At 72.4% G+C, this 23656-nt stretch carries 26 protein-coding genes; 7 read left to right on the top strand and 19 right to left on the bottom strand.

Annotation, left to right across the window (positions count from 1 at the left end; all coding sequences use genetic code 11):
• Positions 1-3 precede the first annotated feature (3 nt).
• From IEZ12_RS19855 to IEZ12_RS19840, 4 genes are all read right to left on the bottom strand, one after another.
• A complete protein-coding gene (locus IEZ12_RS19855) occupies positions 4-690 on the bottom strand; it encodes a DUF2637 domain-containing protein (protein WP_189273229.1) in 687 nt (228 codons plus the stop codon).
• A 179-nt stretch (positions 691-869) separates the two neighbouring features.
• Positions 870-2183 (bottom strand): FtsK/SpoIIIE domain-containing protein, encoded by a 1314-nt coding sequence (locus IEZ12_RS19850; RefSeq protein ID WP_189273228.1) that lies wholly within the window; start codon positions 2181-2183, stop codon positions 870-872.
• Between the two features lie 4 nt (positions 2184-2187).
• Complete coding sequence (locus IEZ12_RS19845; protein ID WP_189273227.1) at positions 2188-2529, bottom strand: SCO3933 family regulatory protein; 342 nt, start codon at positions 2527-2529, stop codon at positions 2188-2190.
• Between the two features lie 137 nt (positions 2530-2666).
• Positions 2667-3449, bottom strand: coding sequence for a GntR family transcriptional regulator (locus tag IEZ12_RS19840; RefSeq protein WP_189273226.1), 783 nt, complete (start codon positions 3447-3449; stop codon positions 2667-2669).
• A 17-nt stretch (positions 3450-3466) separates the two neighbouring features.
• Here IEZ12_RS19840 and IEZ12_RS19835 point away from each other — a divergent pair, with 17 nt between their 5' ends.
• On the top strand, positions 3467-3949 hold the full coding sequence (locus IEZ12_RS19835) for an NUDIX hydrolase (protein ID WP_189273300.1): 483 nt from the start codon (positions 3467-3469) through the stop codon (positions 3947-3949).
• 495 nt (positions 3950-4444) lie between these two features.
• On the opposite strand, the gene IEZ12_RS19830 is transcribed toward IEZ12_RS19835, so the two are convergent.
• From IEZ12_RS19830 to IEZ12_RS19820, 3 genes are all read right to left on the bottom strand, one after another.
• On the bottom strand, positions 4445-4867 hold the full coding sequence (locus IEZ12_RS19830; RefSeq protein ID WP_189273225.1) for a hypothetical protein: 423 nt from the start codon (positions 4865-4867) through the stop codon (positions 4445-4447).
• A complete protein-coding gene (locus tag IEZ12_RS19825) occupies positions 4864-5256 on the bottom strand; it encodes a hypothetical protein (protein WP_189273224.1) in 393 nt (130 codons plus the stop codon). Before IEZ12_RS19825 ends, IEZ12_RS19830 begins: the two co-directional genes overlap by 4 nt.
• A gap of 566 nt (positions 5257-5822) precedes the next feature.
• Complete coding sequence (locus IEZ12_RS19820) at positions 5823-6059, bottom strand: hypothetical protein (protein ID WP_189273223.1); 237 nt, start codon at positions 6057-6059, stop codon at positions 5823-5825.
• Positions 6060-6570: 511 nt separating this feature from the next.
• Between IEZ12_RS19820 and IEZ12_RS19815 the strand changes: the two genes are divergently transcribed.
• A complete protein-coding gene (locus IEZ12_RS19815; RefSeq protein WP_189273222.1) occupies positions 6571-7923 on the top strand; it encodes a dipeptidase in 1353 nt (450 codons plus the stop codon).
• Between the two features lie 20 nt (positions 7924-7943).
• Positions 7944-9059 (top strand): aminopeptidase P family protein, encoded by a 1116-nt coding sequence (locus IEZ12_RS19810; RefSeq protein WP_189273221.1) that lies wholly within the window; start codon positions 7944-7946, stop codon positions 9057-9059.
• A gap of 28 nt (positions 9060-9087) precedes the next feature.
• Here IEZ12_RS19810 and IEZ12_RS19805 read toward each other — a convergent pair whose 3' ends face one another.
• Positions 9088-9960, bottom strand: a complete 873-nt coding sequence (locus IEZ12_RS19805; protein WP_189273219.1) for a LysR family transcriptional regulator — start codon at positions 9958-9960, stop codon at positions 9088-9090.
• 90 nt (positions 9961-10050) lie between these two features.
• On the opposite strand from IEZ12_RS19805, the gene IEZ12_RS19800 reads away from it, so the two are divergent.
• On the top strand, positions 10051-10422 hold the full coding sequence (locus IEZ12_RS19800; RefSeq protein ID WP_189273217.1) for a YybH family protein: 372 nt from the start codon (positions 10051-10053) through the stop codon (positions 10420-10422).
• Positions 10423-10437: 15 nt separating this feature from the next.
• On the opposite strand, the gene IEZ12_RS19795 is transcribed toward IEZ12_RS19800, so the two are convergent.
• On the bottom strand, positions 10438-10965 hold the full coding sequence (locus IEZ12_RS19795) for a GNAT family N-acetyltransferase (RefSeq protein ID WP_229847710.1): 528 nt from the start codon (positions 10963-10965) through the stop codon (positions 10438-10440).
• Between the two features lie 66 nt (positions 10966-11031).
• Here IEZ12_RS19795 and IEZ12_RS19790 point away from each other — a divergent pair, with 66 nt between their 5' ends.
• Positions 11032-11808, top strand: a complete 777-nt coding sequence (locus IEZ12_RS19790; protein WP_189273215.1) for an SURF1 family protein — start codon at positions 11032-11034, stop codon at positions 11806-11808.
• A gap of 23 nt (positions 11809-11831) precedes the next feature.
• Here IEZ12_RS19790 and IEZ12_RS19785 read toward each other — a convergent pair whose 3' ends face one another.
• Together IEZ12_RS19785 and IEZ12_RS19780 are read right to left on the bottom strand one after the other, a co-directional pair.
• Positions 11832-12401 carry a hypothetical protein gene (locus IEZ12_RS19785; RefSeq protein WP_189273214.1) on the bottom strand — a complete coding sequence of 190 codons (570 nt, stop codon included), beginning with the start codon at positions 12399-12401 and terminating at the stop codon, positions 11832-11834.
• A gap of 33 nt (positions 12402-12434) precedes the next feature.
• Entirely contained in the window at positions 12435-14258 is a 1824-nt protein-coding gene (locus IEZ12_RS19780) for a S9 family peptidase (protein ID WP_189273212.1), read from the bottom strand.
• A gap of 141 nt (positions 14259-14399) precedes the next feature.
• On the opposite strand from IEZ12_RS19780, the gene IEZ12_RS19775 reads away from it, so the two are divergent.
• Positions 14400-14987, top strand: coding sequence for a DUF6197 family protein (locus tag IEZ12_RS19775; RefSeq protein WP_189273210.1), 588 nt, complete (start codon positions 14400-14402; stop codon positions 14985-14987).
• 9 nt (positions 14988-14996) lie between these two features.
• Here the strand turns inward: IEZ12_RS19775 and IEZ12_RS19770 are convergent, their stop codons facing one another.
• On the bottom strand, positions 14997-15809 hold the full coding sequence (locus IEZ12_RS19770) for a helix-turn-helix transcriptional regulator (RefSeq protein ID WP_189273209.1): 813 nt from the start codon (positions 15807-15809) through the stop codon (positions 14997-14999).
• Positions 15810-15947: 138 nt separating this feature from the next.
• Between IEZ12_RS19770 and IEZ12_RS19765 the strand changes: the two genes are divergently transcribed.
• Positions 15948-16706 carry an SDR family oxidoreductase gene (locus IEZ12_RS19765; RefSeq protein WP_189273207.1) on the top strand — a complete coding sequence of 253 codons (759 nt, stop codon included), beginning with the start codon at positions 15948-15950 and terminating at the stop codon, positions 16704-16706.
• A gap of 7 nt (positions 16707-16713) precedes the next feature.
• Here the strand turns inward: IEZ12_RS19765 and IEZ12_RS40110 are convergent, their stop codons facing one another.
• The 7 genes from IEZ12_RS40110 to IEZ12_RS19730 form a co-directional block, all read right to left on the bottom strand.
• On the bottom strand, positions 16714-17763 hold the full coding sequence (locus IEZ12_RS40110) for a hypothetical protein (protein ID WP_189273205.1): 1050 nt from the start codon (positions 17761-17763) through the stop codon (positions 16714-16716).
• A complete protein-coding gene (locus IEZ12_RS19755; protein ID WP_043915114.1) occupies positions 17756-18283 on the bottom strand; it encodes a SigE family RNA polymerase sigma factor in 528 nt (175 codons plus the stop codon). Before IEZ12_RS19755 ends, IEZ12_RS40110 begins: the two co-directional genes overlap by 8 nt.
• A 256-nt stretch (positions 18284-18539) precedes the next feature.
• Complete coding sequence (locus IEZ12_RS19750; RefSeq protein WP_100588132.1) at positions 18540-19820, bottom strand: aspartate kinase; 1281 nt, start codon at positions 19818-19820, stop codon at positions 18540-18542.
• A 255-nt stretch (positions 19821-20075) separates the two neighbouring features.
• A complete protein-coding gene (locus tag IEZ12_RS19745; RefSeq protein ID WP_229847709.1) occupies positions 20076-20774 on the bottom strand; it encodes a DUF5063 domain-containing protein in 699 nt (232 codons plus the stop codon).
• Positions 20767-21366, bottom strand: coding sequence for a recombination mediator RecR (recR, locus tag IEZ12_RS19740; protein ID WP_100588325.1), 600 nt, complete (start codon positions 21364-21366; stop codon positions 20767-20769). The genes IEZ12_RS19745 and recR overlap by 8 nt, the downstream gene beginning before the upstream one ends.
• A gap of 330 nt (positions 21367-21696) precedes the next feature.
• Complete coding sequence (locus IEZ12_RS19735; protein ID WP_043915119.1) at positions 21697-22011, bottom strand: YbaB/EbfC family nucleoid-associated protein; 315 nt, start codon at positions 22009-22011, stop codon at positions 21697-21699.
• Between the two features lie 161 nt (positions 22012-22172).
• The coding region (locus tag IEZ12_RS19730) for a DNA polymerase III subunit gamma and tau (RefSeq protein WP_229847708.1) at positions 22173-23656 on the bottom strand (1484 nt) is incomplete at its 5' end.

Genomic DNA, 23656 nt, shown 5'->3' with positions numbered 1-23656 from the left:
CTCTCAGGTGAGCTGGGCGGCGATGGCGGTGGCGAAGTGCGGCGGGACGCCGAGCCGGACGCGCAGGGTCTCGGTGTCGATCGGCTCGCCGGTCCGCGCCTGGTGGTCGTCGGCGACCTTGCGGGCGTGGTCGACCAGCGCGGCCGGTACAGAGACGGCGGGTGAGGGCACCGGGGCGGGAGCGGGCGGCAGAGCGGTCGGAGTCGGAGGTGCTTCGACGGCTTCGGGCTCGGGTACGGCGTCCGGGAGATCGGCCGGCGGAACGGGCTCGTACACCGGCAAGTCGACCTCCTCGGAGAGAAGTTCGGCCTCTGCCGCCGTGCTGTTCCCGTGGGCGAGCAGGGTGCCGCCGAAGAACGCGAGGGCGGGCCAACCGGCGACCAGGATGCGGAGCCAGGCCGGAACGTGGCCGAGATCCAGCAGTCCGGCAGTGGCGACGTTCGCGCCGAGCGAGGCGGCGAGCGCGATCCCGAACCAGGTCCAGGCCGAACGCACCGGCTCTCCGGCGGACTTGAGGTGGCGCATCCGTCGCCAGGCCGCGACCAGCAGCAGGTCGACCGAGACGGGGTACGCCCACGCCTTCCAGTCGTGCTGGCCGGCGGCTTCGGCGACGTCGTGCAGGTGGGCGAAGGACAGCGCACCGGCGATGGCGGCCTGGATGAGTACGGCGTCCGGGCGCGGGAGACGCATCGTCCTTTCCTCCGTTCGCAGTTGGGCCCGGATTCGGGCATGGCGGGGGTAGGGACCTGGCGCGAAACGGTCGCGCCGACCGTGGGATGCGGGAGGGTTACTCGGTGACCGGCGCAGCCGAGAAGCGCGGCGGGAAGGACGGCTTGGGCGGGACGACAGCCGCGGGCGGAATGTAGGGGCTAGGGGCGGAACCGTTCCAACTGGTCGATCGCGGGCGTGCGGTGGGCGTTCGCCCGGCAGATGGCGGCCGCTTCGGCGAGCGTCAGGTGCGGGGTGCGGATGCGGGACCAGCCGCCGGAGGAGTCACCGGCGACCGCGACGCCGGGCAGGTCCGGCGGAATCTGGGTGGCGGCGAAGACGGCGTCCGGGGAGACGTCGCCGAGTCCCATCTCGGCCGTGGCCTTGTCGTTGACCCGGTGCACGACCCGGCCGGTGAGCTGGGCCCGGAGCATGGTCGCCCCCTTGCCCAGCTCGGCCCCGAACCGCTGGCCGCAGGCTTCCACGTACATGTGCGCGGCCCGGCCGAGCTGGGCGAGGCGGATCAGCTGGGTGACCATCCGGTCCCGCCGTTCCTCGTCCTTGCGGGTGGCGGCCATGAACAGCTCGGCCACCTCGTCCACCAGCAGGACGACCGGCACCGGCCGGAGCTTGGCCGGCAGGCCCCAGACGTCCGAGGTGATGTCCTCCGTCGGGATCGCGGACGGGATGCTCTGGTAGGAGCGGATCAGGTCGTAGCGCTCCTCCATCAGCTCAACGAGCTTGTCCAGGAGGTCACTTGCCATCTCGGGGTCGGTCGCCAGCGCCGTCAGCCGGGAGGCGAACGGGGCCTGTTCGACGCCGCGCTTGCAGTCGATGCCGACCAACGCGACTTCGGTGCGGGCGAGTTGGGTGATCAGGTTGCGCAGGTACATCGACTTGCCGGACAGCGTGGTCCCGAGCGTCAGTGCGTGCGGCACCGCCCGGTAGTCCCGGACGAAGGCCGTGCCGTCCTCGCGCAGGGCGACGGGGACGACCAGCTCACCGGTCGGCGAGGTGCGCGGCATCCGCACCTTGCGGAGCACGTCGTATCCGGTCATCCGCAGTTCGACGACGCCGGGCTTGATCACCGCGACGTGGACGCTGTGGACGCCCCAGGCGTGCCGCAGCCGCTCGGCCGAGGCCAGCAGGTCCGCCGGTTCCTGGCCGGGAGCCAGCCGAAGCCTGACCTTGAGACCGGTGGTCGTCGGCCGGATGCGGCGGATCTGGGGCGGCACCGGCCGGATCTCCCGCCGGGTGGTCGCCCGGGTGATGGCGATCCGCAACGGGGACGGGGCGACGGTCAGGCCACAGGCGTCCATGGTGCTGCCGTACGTCACGGAGAAGCGCGCCGTGGCGATCGGGAGGCCGACGGCCGACCAGTACAGTGCCGGAGCCTTGACCCGGGCGTACGCGGCCCCGCCCCCGAGGGCAGCGAGCGGGACGCCCACCTCAGCGAGTGCCAGAACCCCCGACACGGCGTCAGCCCTGGACCGGGACGAGCGAGGTGACAGCCGCCGCGCGGAACGAAATCCCGTGCCGCTTCTGGCCGTTGAACTCGTTCTCCCAGTCGCGCGCCTTGAGGCCGGTGAGTGCGACCGGCATTCCGACCGCCAGCGACTCCGACAGGCCGGTCTCCGGCACCGAGACGGTGTAGAGGTTCGCCTCGCCCTCGTCGGCGATGGTCAGCCCGACGGTCATCAGCTTCGCGCCGGTCTCCCGATCCACGGCGATCTCGCCCGTCTGCCGGTTCACGACCTTCGGCGCGGGCGGCACGGCGACGAACACGAAGGCGGTGGAGGTGTCGACCTTGAACACAGCCATGGCTGCATCTCCTCTATATGAGGTGATCTCCTGCACTCATGTACAGGAGTTACGAGTAGAAGAGTGCCCGACTCCTGTACATAAGTAAACCCGCCGCGAGAAGAAACCCGCGACGGGTTACGGAACTTGATCCTCCGTCAGTCGGTGGCGGCGAATCGGTAGTCGAGAACGAACTGGTCAGCGGCCATGAGCGTGTCGCAGACCTCCACCACGCGGCCGGCGGTGGTGACGGCCTCACGCACCAGGTGGATCACCGCCCCACCCGGGCTCAGCGCGAGCGCGGTCGCCTCAGCCTTGGTCGCCAGCCGGGCCCGGACGGTCTCCCCGTACTCGGCGAGCGTGAAGCCGTGGTCCTCCAGGCGTTGGTAGATACCGCCGCCGCCAGGGTTCTCCGCGAACAACTCCGGAATGTCCTTCGCCACGTCCCACGGCAGGTACGAGGTTGCCTCCTCGGTCGGCACGCCGTCCCGGAAGTACCGGCGCCGACGGGCGAGGACCTGGGTGCCCGTGGGGACCTGGAGCCGCTCGGCGATATCGGCCGGCGCTTCGGTCGGCCCGACGAACAGCACCGTGACGGAGGGCTTGCTGCCAGACGCCTCGGTCTCGGCGATGTAAGCCGCCTTGCCCGCCTTGCGGTGGGCCCGCCTGAAGCGGTCCGACGACTTGCGCTGCACGGGGGGACGGGAGCGGACGATGGAGCCCTTCCCGTGCCGGGTCTCGATGAGCTGTGCCGTCCGAAGCTCAGCGATAGCGTTGCGCACGGTGCCAGAGGCGACCCCGTAACGCTTCATCAGGTCGGCTTCACTCGGCACCGAGTCACCCGGACGAAGGGTGCCCGCCTTGATCTCTGCGGCCAGGTCATCGGCGATCTGCAAGTACTTCTTTGCCTTCGCCGACCCAGCCAGCTCGCTACTCGCCATAGTCCTTCAGGGCTCCTATTCTCCTGTACATGAGTAACAGCGCCCCGAAGCCGCAGTCAACGCCCCTCCACTCCGTGTCCGTTGCGGGGGCCGTGGTGCGCGCCGACGGCCGGGTGCTGGCGATCCGCCGCGCGGACAACGGCACCTGGGAGCCCCCCGGCGGCGTTCTGGAGCTGACGGAGACCGTCGAGGACGGCGTGCGCCGCGAGATCTACGAGGAGACCGGCCTCAAAGTCAGCGTCGACCGGCTCACCGGCGTCTACAAGAACGTCACCCGCGGCGTGGTCGCCCTGGTCTTCCGGTGCCACCTGGAAGGCGGGAGCGAGCAGCTGTCCGACGAGTCCACCGCGATCGAGTGGCTGACCCCGGCCGAGGTCTCCGACCGCATGGCCGAGGTGTACGCGGTCCGCGTCCTGGACGCGCTCAACGACGAGGTGGCTCCGAGCATCCGCACTCACGACGGCCGACACTGGCTCACCGAGCACGCGGCAGCGAGCTGATCAGGCCCCAGCAACGTCAGAATTCTGACGGTGGTCACCCGCCTGCATGCCTACACCCTGCGCCAAGCTTCGTCGGGGTGAGTGAGGTGGAGGGATGGGGGTGTTACGAGTTTCGCTACTTCATCAAGGCGCGCACAGCGCGCCAGCGCGCGGCTCTGGCCGCTCGCCGACGCTCCTGTCTTCGCCCCGCTCCGGCGGCGCCCCGGCCGCGCCGGCGGACAGACGGCAGATAGGGGCTGAGCCCAGAACCCCGCCGTGGCTGGGGCGGGCGGCTCCACGGTTTTACCCACCTGCCAGGCCAGGGACCCGCACCGAGCAAGACCGGGGGGCCACTCGGCCAAATTGCGGTCAGGCCCCAAAAGCCCTGACCGAGTCGCAACAGCTTACGGCCCCCCGATCATGCTCGGACCCAGACCAGACAGGACACCGGCCAAAACCGCTCCACCGCCCCGATGAATGCCCAGCCTCGGTCCTACCCTGAAGCCGTCTGCCGAGTTACATATCGACCGTGTCGAACGGACGCTCATTCTCCAGATCGGTAGAAGAGAGCAGGTTCGCACGCTCGATGGCGAGCTGCATCATGTCGTGGAGTTCTTGATCGAGCGAGTATGGATTGACTGGCCGGGAGAGGACGCACTTGCGGGCGAATCGTCGGCCCGCGGTGGCCCCAATCCAGAACTCGACACAGTCGATAGCACCATCGAAGGTGGGCAACACGGCCAGCGATACAGTCCGGTGAATCGAGCTATCCTCATCATGCTTGTGCCATGCCCACTGGATGGCCCCATGGCGATCACCCTTGCCGCCAATTGGTTCATAGTCCCACTTTTTGAGAAGATCACGCGGAAGAGCGTTGTCTACCGTCTCGATCATGCTGTCGATCGCGTCCGTGTTATCGTAGGCAGCACCCTCATTCATGTGATCTCCAATTCGCACCCGGGCTCGGCTATCGACTCTGCAGGAAACCCGTTTGGGAGGATGTATTCAATGCCGAATCCTCCCAGAATCGCACGAGGGCCCATTACCGGCGTGTCGTCACCGAGTTCAGTCGGATCAATCAGAAGGAGGCACTGCCTCCGCACCCAAGGAAACACCAGAGCCAGCCATACGGAGGCCTCTTCCGGCGTATAGGCAGTAACCGTTACGTACTGCTTCCTTGTGATGCCTTTGAAGAACGCACCCCTCTGGTCCGGCCTGAGATACCTGAGAAGGCATCTCCCCGATATCTCGTCCGCAACCGTTGGTCCAGAGGAGCGCCTTAGCTTCTCGTCCGGCGTCCACTCATTTGCGATTAATCCTTTGAGCATGCGACCGTCGAGGCTAGTCGCAAGCCGGCTGCAAGTTTCCATGGAGCTGACCTCGCTTCCCCTTCCGTGCAAGTGTCACTCACTCGCAGAAGAGCTGCAAGCAGGCTCGACATGATCGTTTCCTATTGCGCCCTTCTGCCTCGACCGAGAATCTGACTGGCATTCAATTTCTCATTCCCAGAGAACAGTTGGGATTGATTGCCAATTGGTCGTCTACTGCCGACCTGAGTATCTGGCTGCTGGTGGTTTGCGGACGGGGGTGGGGAGCGCCGACGGCATCGACAGCCCTGCGATGGGCCGCAACCTGTCCACCAGTAGAGCTCTCCGACCGGCCTAAAGCAGCGTCAGCATCTATGCGGCAAGGGCCGGGTGTGGGGTCATGCCACAACCGTGCCAGATCGAGCAGTACGTCGCGGTCAGACGGGGTCACCGACGGGCCGATGAGTGGGCCTCAGCCAGCGGCACGTCTGCTCAGGTCACGCAGGGTGTGCACCACCCGCCCTCCGGAGGCGGGTGTGCCGGCGGCTTGACTCAGTGATAGAGACTCCACCACCGGCGCGAACAGGTCAGCCGTTGACGACGGTCACCACGATGTTGGCTATGGTCGCGCCCAAGAGCGCCATGCTGCCCCAGAACATCGCCCACGTCGCCTTATTCAAGCTGGTCGCCTGCGCCTGCGCCGCCACCGCTATGTGGGCGTCCAGTTCTGCGCGGGCGGCGTGGTGTGCGGTGTTCTCCGGGTGGATGGCGCGGATCTGCTCCAGCAGACTGACATAGTGCTCGGGGAGCTCGTTGGTCTTCATGCGCGGAAGTACATCGCACCCGGCTCGGAGCGTCCACGGTTTGGGCCCTCCGTGACACTGACAAGCTGGGCCGCGCTGCGATGAGGCAGGTGACCCCGTCCGCACCCCGGATCCCACCCTTTACCGTGCGGGCGACCTCGTCGACAGCGCGCGAAGAGCCTACGGCCTGAGTGTCTAACTGCGCTACAACGGGCGCGCACGTCACCGAACATCCACGGACGTTCGGGGACTGTGTGCGCAGCTCAACGACAGTCTGACGCCAGGTCGAGTAGGTGTCCGAGTTGCTTCGGGACGAAGAGGCCGTGGGTTCAAATCCCGCTACCCCGACTTCGTAACACCAGCTCAGGGCCGGTGACTCGCAAGAGTCACCGGCCCTGACTGCGTTTTGGGCGTTCTCGGGAGAACTCCGGGAGCGTGGCCGTGGTCGGGGTTCGCCGGTGTCGTCGGGCCGTCCGTTCGTCGGGCGGGGCATGATCGGTGGGTCGGGTCGGGTGTGGCGAAGGGGACGGGTGTGGTGGACGACGGGTTGGCCGGGCGGGTGGCCGGGTTGATGGGGCGGGCCTGGGGGGACTTGGCGGAGTTGGTGGCGATTCCGTCGGTGGCGGATCCGCGGCAGCAGCCGGTGGAGCGGTGTCGGGAGGCTGCGGAGTGGGTGGCGGCGGCGTTCGCGGAGGTGGGGCTGCGGGACGTGCGGTTGGTGGAGACGCCGGACGGGAGCTTCGCGGTGCTGGGGCACCGTCCGCCGCCGCCGGGGGCTCCGACGGTGTTGCTGTACTGCCACTACGACGTGCAGCCGCCGTTGGACGACGCGGCGTGGGTGTCGCCGCCGTTCGAGCTGACGGAGCGGGAGGGACGGTGGTTCGGGCGGGGCGCGGCGGACTGCAAGGGCAATGTGGTGATGCACCTGACGGCGTTGCGGGCGTTGGGGGACGACTTGCCGGTGGGGGTGAAGCTGGTGGTCGAGGGGTCGGAGGAGCAGGGGACGGGCGGTCTGGAGGCGTATCTGGCAGAGCATCCGGACGAGTTGCACGCCGATGCGCTGCTGATCTGCGACACCGGCAACGCGGCGGTGGGAGTGCCGACGGCCACCGTCTCGTTGCGCGGGATGGCGAACGTGGTGGTGACGGTGCGGACGCTGGAGTCGGATCTGCACTCGGGGATGTTCGGCGGCCCGGCCCCGGACGCCCTCGCGGCGCTGATCCGGATCCTGGACTCGCTGCGCGATGCGCACGGCGGGACGCGGATCGAGGGTCTCCCGGCGGACGGCAGCTGGGAGGGCGTGGGGTACGACGAGCAGCAGTTCAGGTCGGACGCCGGGGTGTTGGACGGCGTCGGGCTGACGGGGTCGGGGACGGTCGCGGACCGGCTGTGGGCCCGTCCGGCGGTGACGGTGCTGGGCATCGACTGTGCGCCGGTGGTGGGTTCGGCGTCGGCGGTGCCGGCCGAGGCCCGGGCGCGGGTGAGTCTGCGGGTGCCGCCGGGGATGGATCCGGAGGTGGCGCAGCGGGCGTTGACGGCGCATCTGGTGGCGGCCGCGCCGTGGGGTGCGCGGGTGGCGGTGGAGCCGGAGGCGAAGGGTTCGCCGTTCCGGGCGGCGACGGACGGGAAGGCGTACGCGGCGTTGGACCTGGCGGCGCGGGAGGCGTACGGCCGGCCGCTGTCGTTCCTCGGGCAGGGCGGTTCGATTCCGCTGTGCAGCGCTCTTGCCGCGCAGTACCCCGAGTCGGAGATCATCCTGATGGGTGTGGAGGAGCCCCGTTCGCTGATCCACGCGCCCAATGAGAGCGTCGACCCGGGCGAGATCGAGCACATGGCCCTGGTCGAGGCGCTGTTCCTGCGTCACTACGCGGCCGCCGGCCGCTGACCCCGAGGGAGGGGATCCTGATGCCCGAGCCGTTCACCACGGCCGATTTCCAGGCCCGGATGGCCCGTGCCGCGACGGCTGCCGCCGATGCGGGGCTGGCCGGACTGGTCGTCACGCCCGGTCCCGATCTGACGTATCTGACGGGTTATCTCCCGGTGGGCACCGAGCGGCTGACCGCGCTGGTGGTCGCGCCGGGCGCCGAGCCGGTGCTGCTGGTGCCGAAGCTGGAGCGCCCGGACGCGGAGCGGGCGGCGGGTGCGGAGGCGGTCCGGATGGCCGACTGGATCGACGGCCAGGACCCGTACGCGGTGCTGGCTCCAAATCTGGACCCGGCCGGCCGGTACGGGATCTCCGACAACGCCTGGGCGATGCACCTGCTGGGCTTCCAGGAGGCGCTGCCGGGCACCTCGTACGCCTCGTTGACGTCGGTGCTGCCGATGCTGCGGGCAGTGAAGGAGCCGGACGAGCTGGCCCGGCTGGCGGCGGCGGGCGCGGCGGCGGACCTGACGTACGGGGCGATCCTGGGCGTGCCGTTCGCGGGCCGCACCGAGCGGGAGGTGGCCGCGGACCTGGCGGCGCTGCTGATCGAGCACGGGCACAGCCAGGTGGACTTCACGGTGGTGGGTTCCGGCCCGAACGGGGCGAACCCGCACCACGAGGCCGGGGACCGGGTGATCCAGCGCGGTGACACGGTGGTGCTGGACTTCGGCGGGCTGAAGGACGGCTACGGCTCGGACACCACCCGCACGGTGTTCGTCGGCATCGAGCCGCCCAAGGAGGTGCAGGAGGTGCACGACCTGGTGCGGCGGGCCCAGCAGGCCGCGTTCGACGCGGTGGCGCCGGGGGTGACGTGCCAGGAGATCGACCGGGTGGCCCGGGCGGTGATCACCGAGGGCGGGTACGGCGAGTACTTCATCCACCGCACCGGCCACGGCATCGGCCTGACCACGCACGAGCCGCCGTACATGATCGAGGGCGAGACCCGGCCGCTGGTGCCGGGGATGTGCTTCTCCATCGAGCCGGGCGTCTACCTGCCGGGCCGGTTCGGCGTCCGGATCGAGGACATCGTGACGGTGACGGAGGACGGCGGCCTGCGGTTCAACGGGACGCCGCACGAGCTGGCGTTCGTGAACTGACCTACCCCCGCTGGGCGTTCAGGGGCGTTCAGCCGCTGAACGCCCGGCGCAGTTCGGTGAGCAGCGCGCGCAGCGCGGGGGCGGGGCCGGGGCGGGAGACCAGGGCGAGCAGGCCCGGGGTGGTGAGGTCGGTGACGGCGACCGGCACCAGGGCGGGGAAGGCCTCGGCCATGGAGCGGCTGAGCACGGCGACGCCGAGGCCGCGGGCGGCGAGGTCGGCGATCGCGGAGGCGGCGGAGGCCTGCAGGGCGATCCGCGGGGCGAGTCCGGCGGCGGCGCAGTCGCGGTCGAGGACGGTGCGGACGCCGGTGCCGGGCGGCAGGCAGATCAGCGGGTGGGCGAGCAGTTCGGCGAGGGTGACGGCGGGCCGGGCGAGCGGGTGGCCGGGCGGGACGGCGGCGACCAGGGGTTCGCGGATCAGGGTGTGCGCGTCCAGGCCGTCGGGGGCGGCGCCGGCGCAGCCGATCAGTGCGAGGTCGAGGGCGCCGGTGCGGACGGCGTCGGCGAGGTGGTCGGAGTCGTCCTCCAGCAGGGCGAGTTCGACGCCGGGGTGGGCGCGGTGGAAGGCGGCCAGGCCGTCGAAGAGCGGGGTGAGGGTGCAGCCGGCCACCATGCCGATGGTGAGGCTGCCGCGGATCAGGTCGCTGACCTCGCCGACCGCCTGGCCGACGGCGCGGGCGGCGGCCACCGCCTGCCGGGCGTGTTCGAGGGCGGCCTTGCCGGCCACGGTGAGGGTGACGGTGCGGGCCGAGCGGTCGAAGAGTTCGGCGCCGAGTTCGCGTTCCAGCTGCCGGATCTGGGCGCTGACCCCGGACTGGCTGATGTGCACCCGCTCGGCGGCGCGGGTGAAGTTGCGCTCCTCGGCGACGGCGAGGAAGTACTCCAGCTGCCTCAGTTCCATAATCACGGATTCTAGTTCCGAACAGAACCAGCTGTTGGACTTCTGATACGGGCCACGGAAAGCTGGAGGCACGACGACGAGGAGGCCGTGATGAGCGAGTACGAGAAGGCGATGCGCCCGGAGGACCTGACCCGGCTGTTCGTGGAGCGCTCCAACGCGGGCGACGCCGCCGGGGTCGCCGCGCTGTACGAGGAGCACGCCGTGGTGGCGTACCCGCCGGGGCAGCTCACGGTCGGCCGGGAGGCGATCCGGGTGCTGTGGGAGCGGGTGCTGACGAACCGTCCGCGGTTCACCCCGGAGCCGCCGCTGCCGACGCTGGCCGCGGACGGCATCGCGCTGACCGCCACCCCGCCGAAGGACGGCGCCGGGGCCCGCGCCCAGGTGGTGCGGCAGCAGGCGGACGGCAGCTGGCTGCGGCTGCTGGACCAGCCCGAGTTCCTCCGGCCGGACAGCGCCGCCTGAGCAGGCAGCGGCCCGTCAGCCGATGAGCTGCTTGTAGTAGTAGGTGGTGTCGGCGAGGACCCCGTCCGGAGTGGCGGCATGGCCGGGGACGGTGCCGAAGGCCGTCCAGCCGGCGCCGCGGTAGAGGTGTTCGGCGGCGCTGCCGGTCTGGGTGTCGAGCAGCAGCAGGGTGGCGCCGGCGTCCCGGGCGGCCTGCTCGGCGGTGGTCAGCAGCCGCCGCCCCAGGCCCGCGCCGCGGGCGTCGCGGTGCACCAGCAGCTTGGAGACCTCGGCGCGGTGCGTGCCGTTCGGCCGGGTCTCGCGGACCAGGGCCACGGTGCCCAGCAGGCGGCCGTCGGGGCCGGACGCCGTCCACAGCAGTCGGCTGCCGTCGGCGACGGACGGGTGCAGGGTCCGCCACCAGGCGGCCGCCTCGTCGCGGCCGGTGCCGGCCAGGAAGCCGACCGAGGCGCCGTCGGCCACGGCGTCCAGCAGCAGGTCGGCGAGGGCCTCGGAGCGGGCGTGGAGGTGGTCGGCGGCCAGCGGGGCGATGAGCGAGGTCACCGCGCCACCCTACGACGGGCGCACCCGGCGGTCGGGGGCGATGTCAGGAATGGTTACCGTGGTGGGGTGTACCGGTTCCTGTTCAGCCCGCGTTGGCTTGTCGGCACGGTCGTCGCGGTGGCGGCGATCGGAGTCTGCCTGATGCTCGGCTCCTGGCAGTTGGGCCGGTTCGAGAGCCGGGTGTCGACGCACCAGGAGATCAACAAGGCGGTCTCCGCCGAGAGCCGGGCCCGCCCGCTCTCCGAGATCCTGCCGGACACCGCGGCGAAGGTCGGCACCGACACCCTGGGCCGGACGGTGAGCTTCACGGGCTCGTACGACGCCGCGCACCAGCTGCTGGTGCCGAACCGCACGGTGGACGGCCGCTCGGGCTACTACGTGCTCACGCCGCTGCGCACCGACGGCGGCCCGGCGGTGCCCGTGGTGCGCGGCTGGGTAGCGGGCTCCCCGGGGGCGGCGCCGGAGGTGCCGTCCGGGCAGGTCAGCGTGACGGGCCGGCTGCAGGCCCCGGAGAACAGCGGCAGCGGCGGCGCGGTGGCGGGCGGCCTGCCGGCCGGGCAGCTGGGCACGATCAGCCCGGCGACGCTGGTGAACGTGCTGCCGTACCCGGTGTACGACGGCTGGGTGGCGGCCGACGACGTCCCGGCGGGGCTGACGGCGGTGCCGACGGTGCAGCCGCAGGGCGGCGACGGGCTGAGCCTGCGGGCGTTCCAGAACCTGGGCTACACGTTGGAGTGGTTCGTCTTCGCCGGGTTCGTGGTCTTCATGTGGTTCCGGCTGGTGCGCCGCGAGGCAGAGGCCGCCCAGGACCGGGCCCTCGGACTGGACCCGGCCCTGGACTGACCTCCCACCGCTCTCCCGGAGCGTCAGCGCGTCCCGGACCGCGAGGCGGACGGCGTCGCCTTCGCCGACGGGAGGGCGGACGGCGAGGCCGCGGCGCTCCCGGACGGCGAGGCGCTCGGGCAGGGCGGGGCGGCGGCGCTCGGCGACGCCGCGCCGGCCGACGCCGAGGGCGAGCCGGTGGCGGGGGTCGCGGCGGGCAGCCGGCTCGCCCCGGCGCAGCCGCCGGGGTCGAAGTCGCCGAAGCCCGAGCCCGGTGCGGGCGACGGGTTGCCGCACTCGTCGACGTAGTCGTCGCTGCGGGTGGAGCCCGGCCGGTGGTGGTAGTGGTGGACCACTCGGGTGCCGCCGCCGCCCGTGTGGGGCGAGACGCCGGACCCGCTGGAGCCGCTCGACCCCTTGGAGCCGCTGGAGCCCTTGGAGCTGCGGCCGCCGCTCTTCCCCTTGGCGAGGACGTGCAGGTCGATGCCGGTGTCCGCGCGCGCGGGCGCGGCGGCCTCCACGCAGTCGTACTTCTGACTGCTCGTCGAGCAGCCGGCCGCGGTCAGCACGATCGCGCCGACCGCGGCGACGGCCAGCGCGGCGCGTCCACCCATCGGTTGTCCCCCCAGCCGACCGGGTCTACCGGGTCACCGGACGGTGCCGGGGGCCAGGTGTCGCCGGACGAAGTCGATCTCCAGACGAAGCTGCTTGATCCGCTCGTCGACGACCAGCGAACCGTGCCCGGCATCGTAGCGGTACACCTCGTGGACCTTGCCGAGCTCCGCCAGCCGCTGGACGTAGTTGTCGATCTGCCGGATCGGGCAGCGCGGGTCGTTGACGCCGGCGCTGATGTAGACCGGGGCCTTGACCTGCTCGACGTACGACAGCGGCGAGGAGGCGTGCCAGCGCTCGGGGACCTCCTCGGGGGTGCCGCCGAACAGCGTGCGGTCCAGCGACTTCAGCGCCTCCATCTCGTCCGCGTACGCGGTGAGGTAGTCGGCGACCGGGACGGCGGCCAGGCCGAGGGTCCACAGGTCGGGCTGGGTGCCGAGGCCGAGCAGGGTCAGGTAGCCGCCCCAGGAGCCGCCGGACAGCACCAGCCGGTCGGCGTCGGCCAGGCCGGAGGCGACCGCCCAGTCGCGGACCGCGGCGATGTCCTCCAGCTCGATCAGGCCGATGCGTTCGGTGAGCGCGTCGGTCCAGGCCTGGCCGTAGCCGGTGGAGCCGCGGTAGTTGACCCGGACCACCGCGAAGCCGTGGTCGAGCCAGGCGGCGGGGCCGGCCGCGAAGGAGTCGCTGTCGTGGTGGGTGGGGCCGCCGTGCACCTCGAACACCGTCGGGTGCGGGCCTTCGCCGGTGGGGCGCTGCACCAGGGCGTGCACCCGACCGCCGGGGCCGTCCACCCAGACGTCCTCGACCGGGACCGAGGCCGGCGGCACCGGGCCGGGCGCGCGCAGCACCACGGTGCCGGCGGTGGAGCGCACCGCGGACGGCTCGGCGGCCGAGGACCACAGGAACTCGACCGTGCCGTCGGGGCGGGCGGTGGCCCCGGCGACGGTGCCGCGCGGGGTGTCCAGCCGGGTCAGCTCGCCGGTCTCCAACTGGTACGAGAACAGCTCGGAGCGGGCCTCGTACTCGTGCTCGATCAGCAGCGAGCGGGCGTCGGGCCGCCACTGCGCGGACAGGTCGCCGGGGAACGGACGGCCCTGCTCGTCGCGGAGGGCCAGTTCGGTCTCGGCGCCGGTGGCGACGTCCCACAGCATCGGCTCCCAGCGGCCGGTGCGCTGGTGGGCGACCAGCAGCCGGGTGTCGCCGGCGGCGGGCGCGAAGCCGAGGCAGGACACGCCGCGCGGCTCGGCGCGGCCGGTGACCTCGTCGAGCTGGGCGACGGTGGCGCCGTCGGACAGCCGCAGCACCCGGATCGCCCCGTGCATGGCGTCGCCGTGCTCGGTGTGGTCGACGGCCAGCAGGGAGCTGTCGTGGGACAGGTCGCCGACGCCGCCGTACTCGGCGTGGTGGTAGACCACCTCGGGCTCGGTGGCGCCGGGGCGGCGCAGGTACAGGGTGGTGCCCTCGTCGTCGGTGGAGGTGCCGACCACCACGGTGCCGTCGCGGCCGAACGCCAGGCCCGCCTCGTAGGCGGCGGGGACGCCGGGCACGGCCTCCTGGTCGGGGCCGCCGGCGAACGGCTGGCGGCGCCAGACGCCGAACTCGTCGCCGTCGGTGTCGTCGAACCACCAGATCCACTCGCCGTCCGGGCTGAGCTCGGCATCGGTGGTGCCGTTGGGGCGGTCGGTGACCCGGCGGTGCTCGTCGGTGGCGCGGTCCCACGCGTACACCTCGTAGGTGCCGGTCGCGTTGGACACGTACAGCGCCCGCTCCGGTGCCTCGTCCGCCCAGTCGGGCAGCGAGACCCGCGCTGCCCGGAACCGCTGCTCCCACGCCGGAACGACATTCGTCTGCTCGTTCATACCCTCATCCAACCCGATTCCGGGCGGTGAACGGAACGGTGGCGACGAACGATGGGGACACGGAACGGCTTCGGTGCGGCGACCGACGGACGATCAGCGGAAGAGGTACAAATACGACATACCGACCGGAGGAGTTGTGCCATGCCCGCGTCCGCGCCGCCGTTCGACCGGCTCGACCGGCTCGACCTGCCCGTCCTCGCCCAGCACCTCGGCCTGGTCGAGGAGATCGAGCAGTACCTGGCCGGGCTCCCCGCCCCCGAGCGGCTGCCGCTGCTCCCGCTGCCCGCGCAGCCCGAAGTCGAGCCCGATTGGGACGGCGGGCCGTACGGCTCCGTCCGGCAGGCCTGGAACTTCGGGTACCCGCTGCCGCGCCGCACCCTGCTGGACCGGCTGGTCCGCCGCCCCGCCCGCCCGGTGGCGATCACCGTCGCCGGGCACCTGCGGCTGACCTCCCGCTACCTCGCCGAGGCCGGCTGGATCCAGGGCGCGATGTGGGACGCGGCCGGCCGGGTCTGCCTGCTCGGCGCGCAGACCGCCGTCCTCGCGCACGGCTACGGCACCGCGTACACGGTGCGCCGGGCCCGCACCCAGGTCATGGAGGTGCTGCACGCCACCGGCCGACCGGCCGCCTCGCCCGACCTGTGGAACGACCGCCCGGGCCGCCGGCAGGCCGAGGTGCACGCCCTGCTGCTGCGCGCCGAGGCCCGCGCCGAGTCGCTCGGCATCTGACGCCCCGGCTCAGAGCCGGGCGGCGTCCGTCAGCAGCGCCAGCCGCTCGGCGGTGGGCGAGCCAGGCTCCGCGGTGTAGACGACCAGCTGCAGCCCGGGCTCGCCGGGCGGGGTGAGCGTCTCGTAGCCGACGTCCAGCTCGCCCACCCGCGGGTGCAGCAGCAGCTTGCGGCCGCTGGTCTTCTCCCGGACGCCGTGCCGCGCCCACAGCTCGGCGAACAGCGGGTCGGCGGCGAGGTCGGCGAGCAGCGCCGCCAGCTCCGGGTCGTCCGGGTGCCGGGCCGCGTCCACCCGCAGGAACGCCGCGGTCTCGGCGGCGACCCGCTCGAACTCGGGGTAGAGCCGGCGCCCGGCCGCCGACAGGAACGCGTGCCGGGCCACGTTGCACTGCCCGGGCGGCATCGCGGAGAACCCCATCACGGCGTCGCCCGGCGCGTTCCAGGCCACCACGTCCAGGCACCGGCCGAGCACGAACGCGGGCGCGTCCAACGCGTCCAGCACCAGCCGCAGACCGCCCCGCAGCTGCCGCGGGCTGCGCCGGGCGGCCTCGCGCGGCGGCCGGGCCAGGTCGTGCAGGTGCTGCCGCTCGGTCCGGTCCAGGCGCAGCACCCGGGCCACCGCGTCCAGCACCTCCGCCGAGACGCCGTCGCCGCGGCCCTGTTCGAGCCGCACGTAGTAGTCGACGCTCACCCCGGCGAGCTGCGCGACCTCCTCGCGGCGCAGCCCCGGCACCCGGCGCCGCCGACCGAACTCCGGCAGTCCGACGTCGGACGGCCGGATCCGGGCCCGGCGCAGGCGCAGGAACTCCCCCACTTCGTTCATGCCCTGACGATACGTCGGGCGGACGGACCCGAAGGTGGTTCTCGCAGACCCAGGAAAAGCCCGCCCCTGGCTCGGCGCACGGCGCGCGCCGAGACTCGTGGACGTCACCGCAGCAGACCCGACAGGAGCGTGGATCCCATGGCACACCCGACCCCGGACAGCCGGACCGCCGTCGTCACCGGCGCGGCCAGCGGCATCGGCGAGGCCGTCGCCCGGCAGCTCGTCGCGGACGGCGCCCGGGTGGCGCTGCTCGCCCGCCGCAAGGACCGCCTGGAGCGGCTGGCCGCCGAACTCGGCCCGAACGCGCTGGCGGCGCCCGCCGACGTCACCGACCCGGCCTCGGTGGACGCCGCCCGGCAGCAGGTGCACGCCGCCCTCGGCCGGGTGGACCTGGTGGTGAACGCGGCCGGCGTGATGCTGCCCAACCCGGTGGACGACGGCCGGGTCGACGAGTGGACCCGCATGATCGACACCAATCTGACGGGCGTGCTGCACGTCGTCCGCGCCTTCGGCCCGGACCTGGTGGCCGCCGCGGCCGCCGGCGCCACCGCCGACCTGCTGAACGTCTCCTCGATCGGCGCCCACGTGGTGTTCCCGAACTACGCGGTGTACGGCGCCACCAAGGCCGCCGTCACCCAGCTGTCGGCGGCGCTGCGCTCCGAGTACGGCCCGCGCGACGTGCGGGTCACCACCGTCGAGCCCGGGCTGACCGACACCGAGCTGGGCAGCCACATCGACAACCCCGCGCTCGGCCCGGACGGCCAGCTCGGCGCGATGTTCGACGCGATCGGCGCGCTCTCCCCCGCCGACGTCGCCGACCTGGTCGGGTACGTCGTCGGCTGCCCGCGGCACGTCAACCTGCGCCACGTGGTGGTGCTGCCGACCCGTCAGGCCTGACCGCCGCTCAGGGAGTGGCGGACGGCGATGAGGTCGGGCCACTGCCGGGGGCGGGGGCCGGTTCGGGGGCGGTGTGGTAGACCGTGCCGCCGCAGCCGACGGGAAGGGCGGTGGTGGCGACGGGCCCGGCGTTCGGGTCGAGGGCGTAGCCGAGCGCGAAAGTGGTGGCCGCCGGAGGGACGGCGGGGGTGGGCTCGGCGGTGGGGCTGGAGTCGGCGACCGCGGCGATCGCGGGGGCGCTGCCGGCCGGTCCGTCGACGGCGGCAGCGGCGGGAAGTTCGGCGGTGCCGACGGCGGGCGGCAGGCCGGTGGCGGTGGGGGACGGCGAGGGGGTGGCGCAGTGGGTGGGCACCCAGGCGAACCGGACCAGGAAGGAGGCTCCGGGCCCGAGCAGCAGCTCGTGCGGCAGCCCGGCCGGGTCGGGCAGCCCGCCGGCCTGGTCGCCGACGGTGTGGGCGGTCAGGCGGACGCCGGTGGCGCCGGAGCCGAGTTGGAGGGTTCCCGGGTCGGTGACCCGGCACGGGTGGCCGGCGATGTTGGTGAGCCGGAACGAGCCGTAGATCCGGCCGTCGGCCGGGGCGGCGTCGCCCTGCTGGGCCTGGGCCCGGCCGAGGTCGGCGCGGGTGCACTGCGGCGCGGCGGCGGCCGAGGCGCCCGGGCTGCTGTCGGCACTCGGGCCGACGGAGGCCTCGGGGCCGGTGCCGTCGCGCCCGGCGACGGTCGCGGTGGCGGCGCTGTGCGGGACGCCCGGGGCGGCCGCGGAGTTGCCCGGGCCGACCGCGTGGCCGCCGGGCGCGGCCTGGCCGCCGGTGGGGTCGCCGGACAGGTGGAACGGCTGGGCGGCGTGCACCACGGGCAGTACGGCGACGGCGGCGGCCAGCACCGCCGCGCCGCCCAGGGCGCGCCGCCGGGCGGCCCGGCGGCGGGGCACCGCGGTGCGCAGCCGGGGCAGCGCCCCGGGTTCGGGCTGGACGTCGGCGACGGCGCGGCGCAGCAGGCCGCGGAGCTGGTCCTCGGTCAGTTCGCCGAGCGGGTGCGGTCGGTGCTGGTCAGTCATCGCCGGTCCCCAGCCGCACCCGCAGGGCGGCCAGTCCGCGCGACCCGTAGGCCTTGACCGAGCCGATGGAGATGCCGAGCACCTCCGCGACCTGTGCCTCCGTCAGATCGGCGTAGTAGCGCAGCACCAGCACCTCCCGCTGACGGCGTTGCAACCCCCGTAGCGCGGCCTTCAGTGCATCGCGCTCCAGCGCATCGTATGCCCCCTCTTCTGCACTGGCCATGTCAGGCATCGGCTTGGGCAGCAGGCGCAGGCCGAGCAGTCGGCGGCGCAGCGTGGAGCGGGACAGGTTGACCACGGTCTGCCGCAGGTACGCCAGGGTCTTCTCGGGATCACGGACCCGACGCCGGGCGGCGTGCACCCGGATGAACGCCTCCTGCACGACGTCCTCGCAGGAGGACAGGTCGTCCAGCAGCAGTGCGGCGAGCCGCAGCAGGGAACGGTAGTGGGCCCGGTAGGTGTCGGTGAGCTGGTCGACGCTGGCCCCGGTCGCGTCCGCTGCCGCCGCAGCAAAGCCCATCCGACTACCGGCCCGCCGGGCCGCCCCGGGCAGGGTGATCGCCACCGCCGCCCCTGTCACGTTCATCACGCTGGTTGGACACCCGATCCCCTGTCCTGGTTGCCCCACGTCGGGGGAGTTCTTCCGCAGAGCGGGAATCCCCTCCGGAGCACGTCGCTCCGAAGGGGGATTCTGGCAGACCCGGCGGACGATCAGGGTCCGCTTCACCCGTCCCGCACACAACCTCTGCGCTGTGCGCGGGGGATCCTGTCGGGAGTCAGCGGCCGGTGCCGCCGTAGACGACCGCCTCGTCGCCGGAGCTGTCCAGCCCGAAGGCGGTGTGCACGGCGCGGACCGCCTCCGGCACGTCCTCGGCGCGGGTGACCACCGAGATCCGGATCTCCGAGGTGGAGATCAGCTCGATGTTCACGCCCGCCTCGGACAGCGCCTCGAAGAACGTCGCGGTGACGCCCGGGTTGGAGCGCATGCCGGCGCCGACCAGCGAGATCTTGCCGATCGCGTCGTCGTAGCGCAGCGACTCGTAGCCGATGCCCGCCTTGACCCGGTTCAGCGCGTCGATGGCCTTCTGGCCCTCGGTGCTGGGCAGGGTGAAGGAGATGTCGGTGAGGCCGGTGGCGGCGGCGGAGACGTTCTGCACCACCATGTCGATGTTGACCTCGGCGTCCGCGATGGCGCGGAAGATCCGGGCCGCCTCGCCCGGCTTGTCCGGCACGCCGACGACGGTGACCTTGGCCTCCGACGTGTCGTGGGCGACTCCGGAGATGATGGCCTGCTCCATCTCGCCCCCTTCGGGCTGGTTCGGGTTGGTTCCGCTGACGATAGTCCCCGGCAGACCGGAGAACGAGGATCGTACGTGAATCGGGATGTTGTAGCGCCGGGCGTACTCCACGCAGCGGTCGAGCAGCACCTTGGAGCCGGACGAGGCCAGCTCCAGCATGTCCTCGAAGGCGATCCAGTCGATCTTCCGGGCCTTCTTGACCACCCGCGGGTCGGCGGTGAACACGCCGTCCACGTCGGTGTAGATCTCGCACACCTCGGCGCCCAGCGCGGCCGCCAGCGCCACCGCGGTGGTGTCGGAGCCGCCGCGGCCCAGCGTGGTGATGTCCTTGGAGACCTGCGAGACACCCTGGAAGCCGGCCACGATCGCGACGTTGCCCTCGTCCAGGGCGTTGCGGATCCGACCCGGCGTCACGTCGATGATCCGCGCCTTGTTGTGCGTCGCGTCGGTGATCACACCGGCCTGGCTGCCGGTGAACGACTGGGCGTCGAAGCCCAGCGTTTTGATCGCCATCGCCAGCAGCGCCATGGAGATGCGCTCTCCGGCGGTCAGCAGCATGTCGAACTCACGGCCGGACGGAATAGGCGTCACCTGTTCCGCGAGTTCGATGAGCTCGTCCGTGGTGTCACCCATCGCGGAGACCACGACGACGACCTCATGGCCGGCCTTCCGGGTGTCCACGATTCGGCGGGCGACGCGCTTGATGCCTTCGGCATCCGCGACGGATGAGCCGCCGTACTTCTGCACGACAAGGCCCACGGGGGCTCCTCGACTTGGGGTGGTAGGTCGCCGCCAGTCTAACGAGCAGGGATGTTCCGACCGACGTCTTCCACATCGTGAGATACGAATATCGAACTCTGATCACCGCGGACCGTCAGGTCTGCGGGCTCCGGCCACCCGATCCGAAGAATCGCCGCCCACGCACCGTCTCCGCGTCCGGAATCTTCTCCTCCGGCCCGTGGGTGACTGGTGCGTCACACTCCCCCGTCGGGCGCTGCCGCGCCCGGTGTGCGGCTACAGGCCGAGCTCGGCCGCCATCAGGTCGCCCGCCTGCTGCTCCAGCTGCTCGTCCGTCAGCCCGTCGTCGTCGGTGTCCGCCCCGTCCGGCACCGCGCCCAGCGGCGAGTCCAGCCGGACGTGCGCGATCAGCGACTGCAGCGCCCGCAGCACCGCCGTGCAGGTCGAACCCCAGTTGGACAGGTACGAGAACTGCCACCACCACAGCGCCTCCGACACCCGGCCCTCGCGGTAGTGCGTCAGGCCGTGCCGCAGCTCGCTGACCACCCCCGCCAGGTCGTCCGAAATCCGGAACGCGCTCGGCTTCTCCGGCGGGCCGTACGGGTCGAACACCTCGTGGTAGACGTCGATCGGCGCCAGCAGCTCGGCGAGCCGCTCGCGCAGCTCCACCCCGTCCGGCTCCGGGCCGGCGTCCGGCTCGAAGCGGTCCTCCGGCAGCACGTCCTCGATGGCGCCCAGCCGACCGCCGGCCAGCAGCAGCTGCGACACCTCCAGCAGCAGCAGCGAGATCGCACTGCCCGGCTCGTCGCCCTTGGCGACCTCGGTGACGGCCAGCACGAAGCTCTCCACCGAGTCCGCGATCTGCACCGCGAAGTCGTCCGGGGCCTCGGTCCGGCCCAGCAGCCGGGACGGGTCCGACGGGTGGGTTCGGTCAGCGGTGTCGGTTGGGTCAGCGGTGTCGGTTCGGTCAGACATCGAGCAGTCGTCTCCCTTCGAACGCCCGGCCGAGGGTGACCTCGTCGGCGTACTCCAAGTCCCCGCCGACGGGCAGTCCGCTCGCCAGCCGGGTGACCTTGAGGCCCATCGGCTTGCACAGCCGGGCCAGGTAGGTCGCGGTCGCCTCCCCCTCCAGATTGGGGTCGGTGGCCAGGATCAGCTCGGTGACCGTGCCGTCCGCGAGCCTGGTCATCAGCTCACGGATCCGCAGATCGTCCGGGCCGACCCCCTCGATCGGGCTGATCGCCCCGCCCAGCACGTGGTAGCGGCCGCGGAACTCGCGCGTCCGCTCGATCGCCACCACGTCCTTGGGCTCCTCCACCACGCAGATCACCGCGAGGTCGCGACGCGGATCCAGGCAGACCCGGCACTGCTCGGACTCCGCGACGTTGCCGCAGACCGCACAGAACCGCACCTTCTCCTTCACCTGCTGCAGCGCGTACGCCAGCCGCCGCACGTCCACCGGATCGGACTGCAGGATGTGGAAGGCGATCCGCTGGGCGCTCTTCGGACCGACTCCGGGCAGCCTGCCCAGCTCGTCGATCAGGTCCTGCACCACGCCCTCGTACACCGCCACGCCTTCCTTCGACCGGGGTTCGCACTCCGGTGCCATCATCCAACGAATCGGGCGCCGGACACACCGCCCGACGCCCTACTGGCTCATAAATCACACAACTCACTGCCAGCAAGCGTTCAGGAACTGCCGGGCCACTGCTCAGAGTTGTTCAGCGTTGCTCGGTGTCACGCGCGGCAGGGCCGCGGGCGGCCCGGCCGCGTTGTGCGGCTCGACTGCCACGTGCGGCTCGGCTGCTGTGCGCGGTCACCGCGTGCAGTTCAGTCGCTGTGCTCGGTCACCGCGTGCAGTTCAGTTTGCTGTGCGTGGCCCGGTTGCGGTGGGCGTTCAGAACGGGAGGCCCGGGATGCCCGCGCCGCCCAGGCCCTGGGCCAGCGGGCCCATCCGCTCCGCCTGGAGCTTCTGCGCCGCCGCGTTGGCGTCGCGCACCGCGGCCAGCACCAGGTCGCCCAGGGTCTCGGTGTCCTCCGGGTCGACCGCCTCCGGGGAGATGGTCACCGACGTCAGCTCGCCGGCGCCCGTCACCGTGACCTCCACCAGACCGCCGCCCGCGGAGCCGCGGACCACGGTCTCGGCGAGCTCCTTCTGAGCCCGGCCGAGCTCCTCCTGCATCTTCTGCGCCTGCTTCAGCAACTGCTGCATGTTCGGCTGGCCACCAGGGAACACGGCACTCTCCTCGATCCATCGGCACTCACACGGCCGACGCGAACCACCGCAAGCACCCGCGCCGACACCTGCCCCCGAGCCTACGCGGCCGCCCGTCGGCCCCACGTCAGTTCCGCGAGGCCGCCACCGGCGACGACTCAGCCCGGACGGTGGTGGATCTCCTCCAGCACCGTCGCCCCCAGCTCGCGGACGATCAGGTCCCGCGCCGAGAACGCCTCCTCGTTCAGATCCGGGTCGTCCTCCTCCGGGATGTCGTCCTCCGGCGCGACCGCAGGGGCGGCCTGCACCGGCGGAGCGGGCGGCGCGGACGGCGCCGCGGCCTGCGGCGTGGGCGCCGACGGCTGCGGAGCCGGGGCGACCGGGGCCTGCTGGACGGGCGGCGCGACAGGTGCCGACGGCTGCGGGGCCGGAGCGGGCGCGGCAGGCTGCGGGGCCTGCGCCGGGGCGCCCCAGCCGCCACCGGCCGGCGGGGCCGGGGGCGCGTACGAGGCCGATGCGGACTGTCCGGACGGTGAGGAGGTGCCACCGGACGGGTCGACGATGCACTCCACCCGCCAGTCCACGCCCAGCGCGTCCGTCAGCGCCTGCCGCAGCACCTCGTCGCTGTGGCTGCCGACGAAACTGTCCCGGGCGCCCGCGTTCACGAACGACACCTGCAGCGTGCTGCCGTCGAAGCCCGCCACCTGGCCGTTCTGGCTGAGCAGGATCCAGGTGAACCGGCGGCGGTTCTTCACCGCCTCCAGGATCTGCGGCCACATCTGCCGGATCTGCGCCGCGCCCTGCTGCGCGGCCGCGGTGGGCTGGCCGGTGGGCGGCGCGGCGGCCGGCTGCGGGGCCGGGGCCTGCGGCTGCTGCGGCTGTGCTTGCGGGGGCTGCTGGACCGGCTGGACCGGCTGGGCCTGCGGCTGCGGGGTCGGGGCGGGCGGCGGGGTCTGGCCCGCCGAGGGGAAGCTGCGCGGGATCGGCCAGGCCCCCGGGGCCGGGCCCGACGGTGCGGGAGCGGGTGCGGCAGCCGGCGCCGGGGCCTGCTGCACGGGGGCCGGTGCCGGTTGCACGGGAGGCTGGGCCTGCGGGACGACCGGCTGCTGCACCGGCGTCTCCACCGGCGCGGGCTGGAACGCCATCGGCGCGGCGAACCCGCCGGTGGCGGCCCGGCGCTCCAGCTTGTCCAGCCGGGCCTGCGTCGACAGCTCGTCCCCGTACGCGCCGGGCAGCATCACCCGGGCGCAGATCAGCTCCAGCTGCAGCCGGGGGGCGGCGTTGCCGCGCATCTCCGTCAGGCCGGTGTTGACCAGGTCCGCGGCACGGCTCAGCTCGGCCCGACCGAAGCGGTCGGCCTGCGCCTGCATCACCGCGACCCGGTCGGCCGGGGCGTCGATCAGACCCTTCTCCCCCGCGTCCGGCACTGTGGCCAGGATCACCAGGTCGCGCAGCCGCTCAAGCAGGTCCGTGACGAAACGCCGCGGGTCGTGCCCGCCCTCGACCACCCGGTCGACCACCTGGAACACCGTCGCGCCGTCCTGCGCCGCGAACGCGTCCACCACCTCGTCCAGCAGCGAGGAGTCGGTGTACCCGAGCAGCGCGGTCGCCATCTGGTACGTCACACCGGCCTCGCCGGCGC

Source organism: Kitasatospora griseola (assembly GCF_014648555.1).
In the GTDB taxonomy this organism is placed as follows: domain Bacteria; phylum Actinomycetota; class Actinomycetes; order Streptomycetales; family Streptomycetaceae; genus Kitasatospora; species Kitasatospora griseola.
Note: the sequence above shows the minus strand (reverse complement) of the source record. Positions and strands in the feature narration are given on the sequence as shown.

What these genes read in the sequence shown, in the direction of transcription:
- IEZ12_RS40110 (WP_189273205.1), bottom strand. Translation starts at nt 17,763, where the DNA reads ATGACTGACCAGCACCGACCGCACCCGCTCGGCGAACTGACCGAGGAC.
- IEZ12_RS19775 (WP_189273210.1), top strand. Translation starts at nt 14,400, where the DNA reads ATGCCCGCGTCCGCGCCGCCGTTCGACCGGCTCGACCGGCTCGACCTG.
- IEZ12_RS19745 (WP_229847709.1), bottom strand. Translation starts at nt 20,774, where the DNA reads ATGTCTGACCGAACCGACACCGCTGACCCAACCGACACCGCTGACCGA.
- IEZ12_RS19805 (WP_189273219.1), bottom strand. Translation starts at nt 9,960, where the DNA reads ATGGAACTGAGGCAGCTGGAGTACTTCCTCGCCGTCGCCGAGGAGCGC.
- IEZ12_RS19820 (WP_189273223.1), bottom strand. Translation starts at nt 6,059, where the DNA reads ATGAAGACCAACGAGCTCCCCGAGCACTATGTCAGTCTGCTGGAGCAG.
- IEZ12_RS19825 (WP_189273224.1), bottom strand. Translation starts at nt 5,256, where the DNA reads ATGCTCAAAGGATTAATCGCAAATGAGTGGACGCCGGACGAGAAGCTA.
- IEZ12_RS19765 (WP_189273207.1), top strand. Translation starts at nt 15,948, where the DNA reads ATGGCACACCCGACCCCGGACAGCCGGACCGCCGTCGTCACCGGCGCG.
- IEZ12_RS19755 (WP_043915114.1), bottom strand. Translation starts at nt 18,283, where the DNA reads ATGGGCTTTGCTGCGGCGGCAGCGGACGCGACCGGGGCCAGCGTCGAC.
- IEZ12_RS19810 (WP_189273221.1), top strand. Translation starts at nt 7,944, where the DNA reads ATGCCCGAGCCGTTCACCACGGCCGATTTCCAGGCCCGGATGGCCCGT.
- IEZ12_RS19770 (WP_189273209.1), bottom strand. Translation starts at nt 15,809, where the DNA reads ATGAACGAAGTGGGGGAGTTCCTGCGCCTGCGCCGGGCCCGGATCCGG.
- IEZ12_RS19845 (WP_189273227.1), bottom strand. Translation starts at nt 2,529, where the DNA reads ATGGCTGTGTTCAAGGTCGACACCTCCACCGCCTTCGTGTTCGTCGCC.
- IEZ12_RS19735 (WP_043915119.1), bottom strand. Translation starts at nt 22,011, where the DNA reads ATGCAGCAGTTGCTGAAGCAGGCGCAGAAGATGCAGGAGGAGCTCGGC.
- IEZ12_RS19800 (WP_189273217.1), top strand. Translation starts at nt 10,051, where the DNA reads ATGAGCGAGTACGAGAAGGCGATGCGCCCGGAGGACCTGACCCGGCTG.
- IEZ12_RS19840 (WP_189273226.1), bottom strand. Translation starts at nt 3,449, where the DNA reads ATGGCGAGTAGCGAGCTGGCTGGGTCGGCGAAGGCAAAGAAGTACTTG.
- IEZ12_RS19855 (WP_189273229.1), bottom strand. Translation starts at nt 690, where the DNA reads ATGCGTCTCCCGCGCCCGGACGCCGTACTCATCCAGGCCGCCATCGCC.
- IEZ12_RS19830 (WP_189273225.1), bottom strand. Translation starts at nt 4,867, where the DNA reads ATGAATGAGGGTGCTGCCTACGATAACACGGACGCGATCGACAGCATG.
- IEZ12_RS19780 (WP_189273212.1), bottom strand. Translation starts at nt 14,258, where the DNA reads ATGAACGAGCAGACGAATGTCGTTCCGGCGTGGGAGCAGCGGTTCCGG.
- IEZ12_RS19785 (WP_189273214.1), bottom strand. Translation starts at nt 12,401, where the DNA reads ATGGGTGGACGCGCCGCGCTGGCCGTCGCCGCGGTCGGCGCGATCGTG.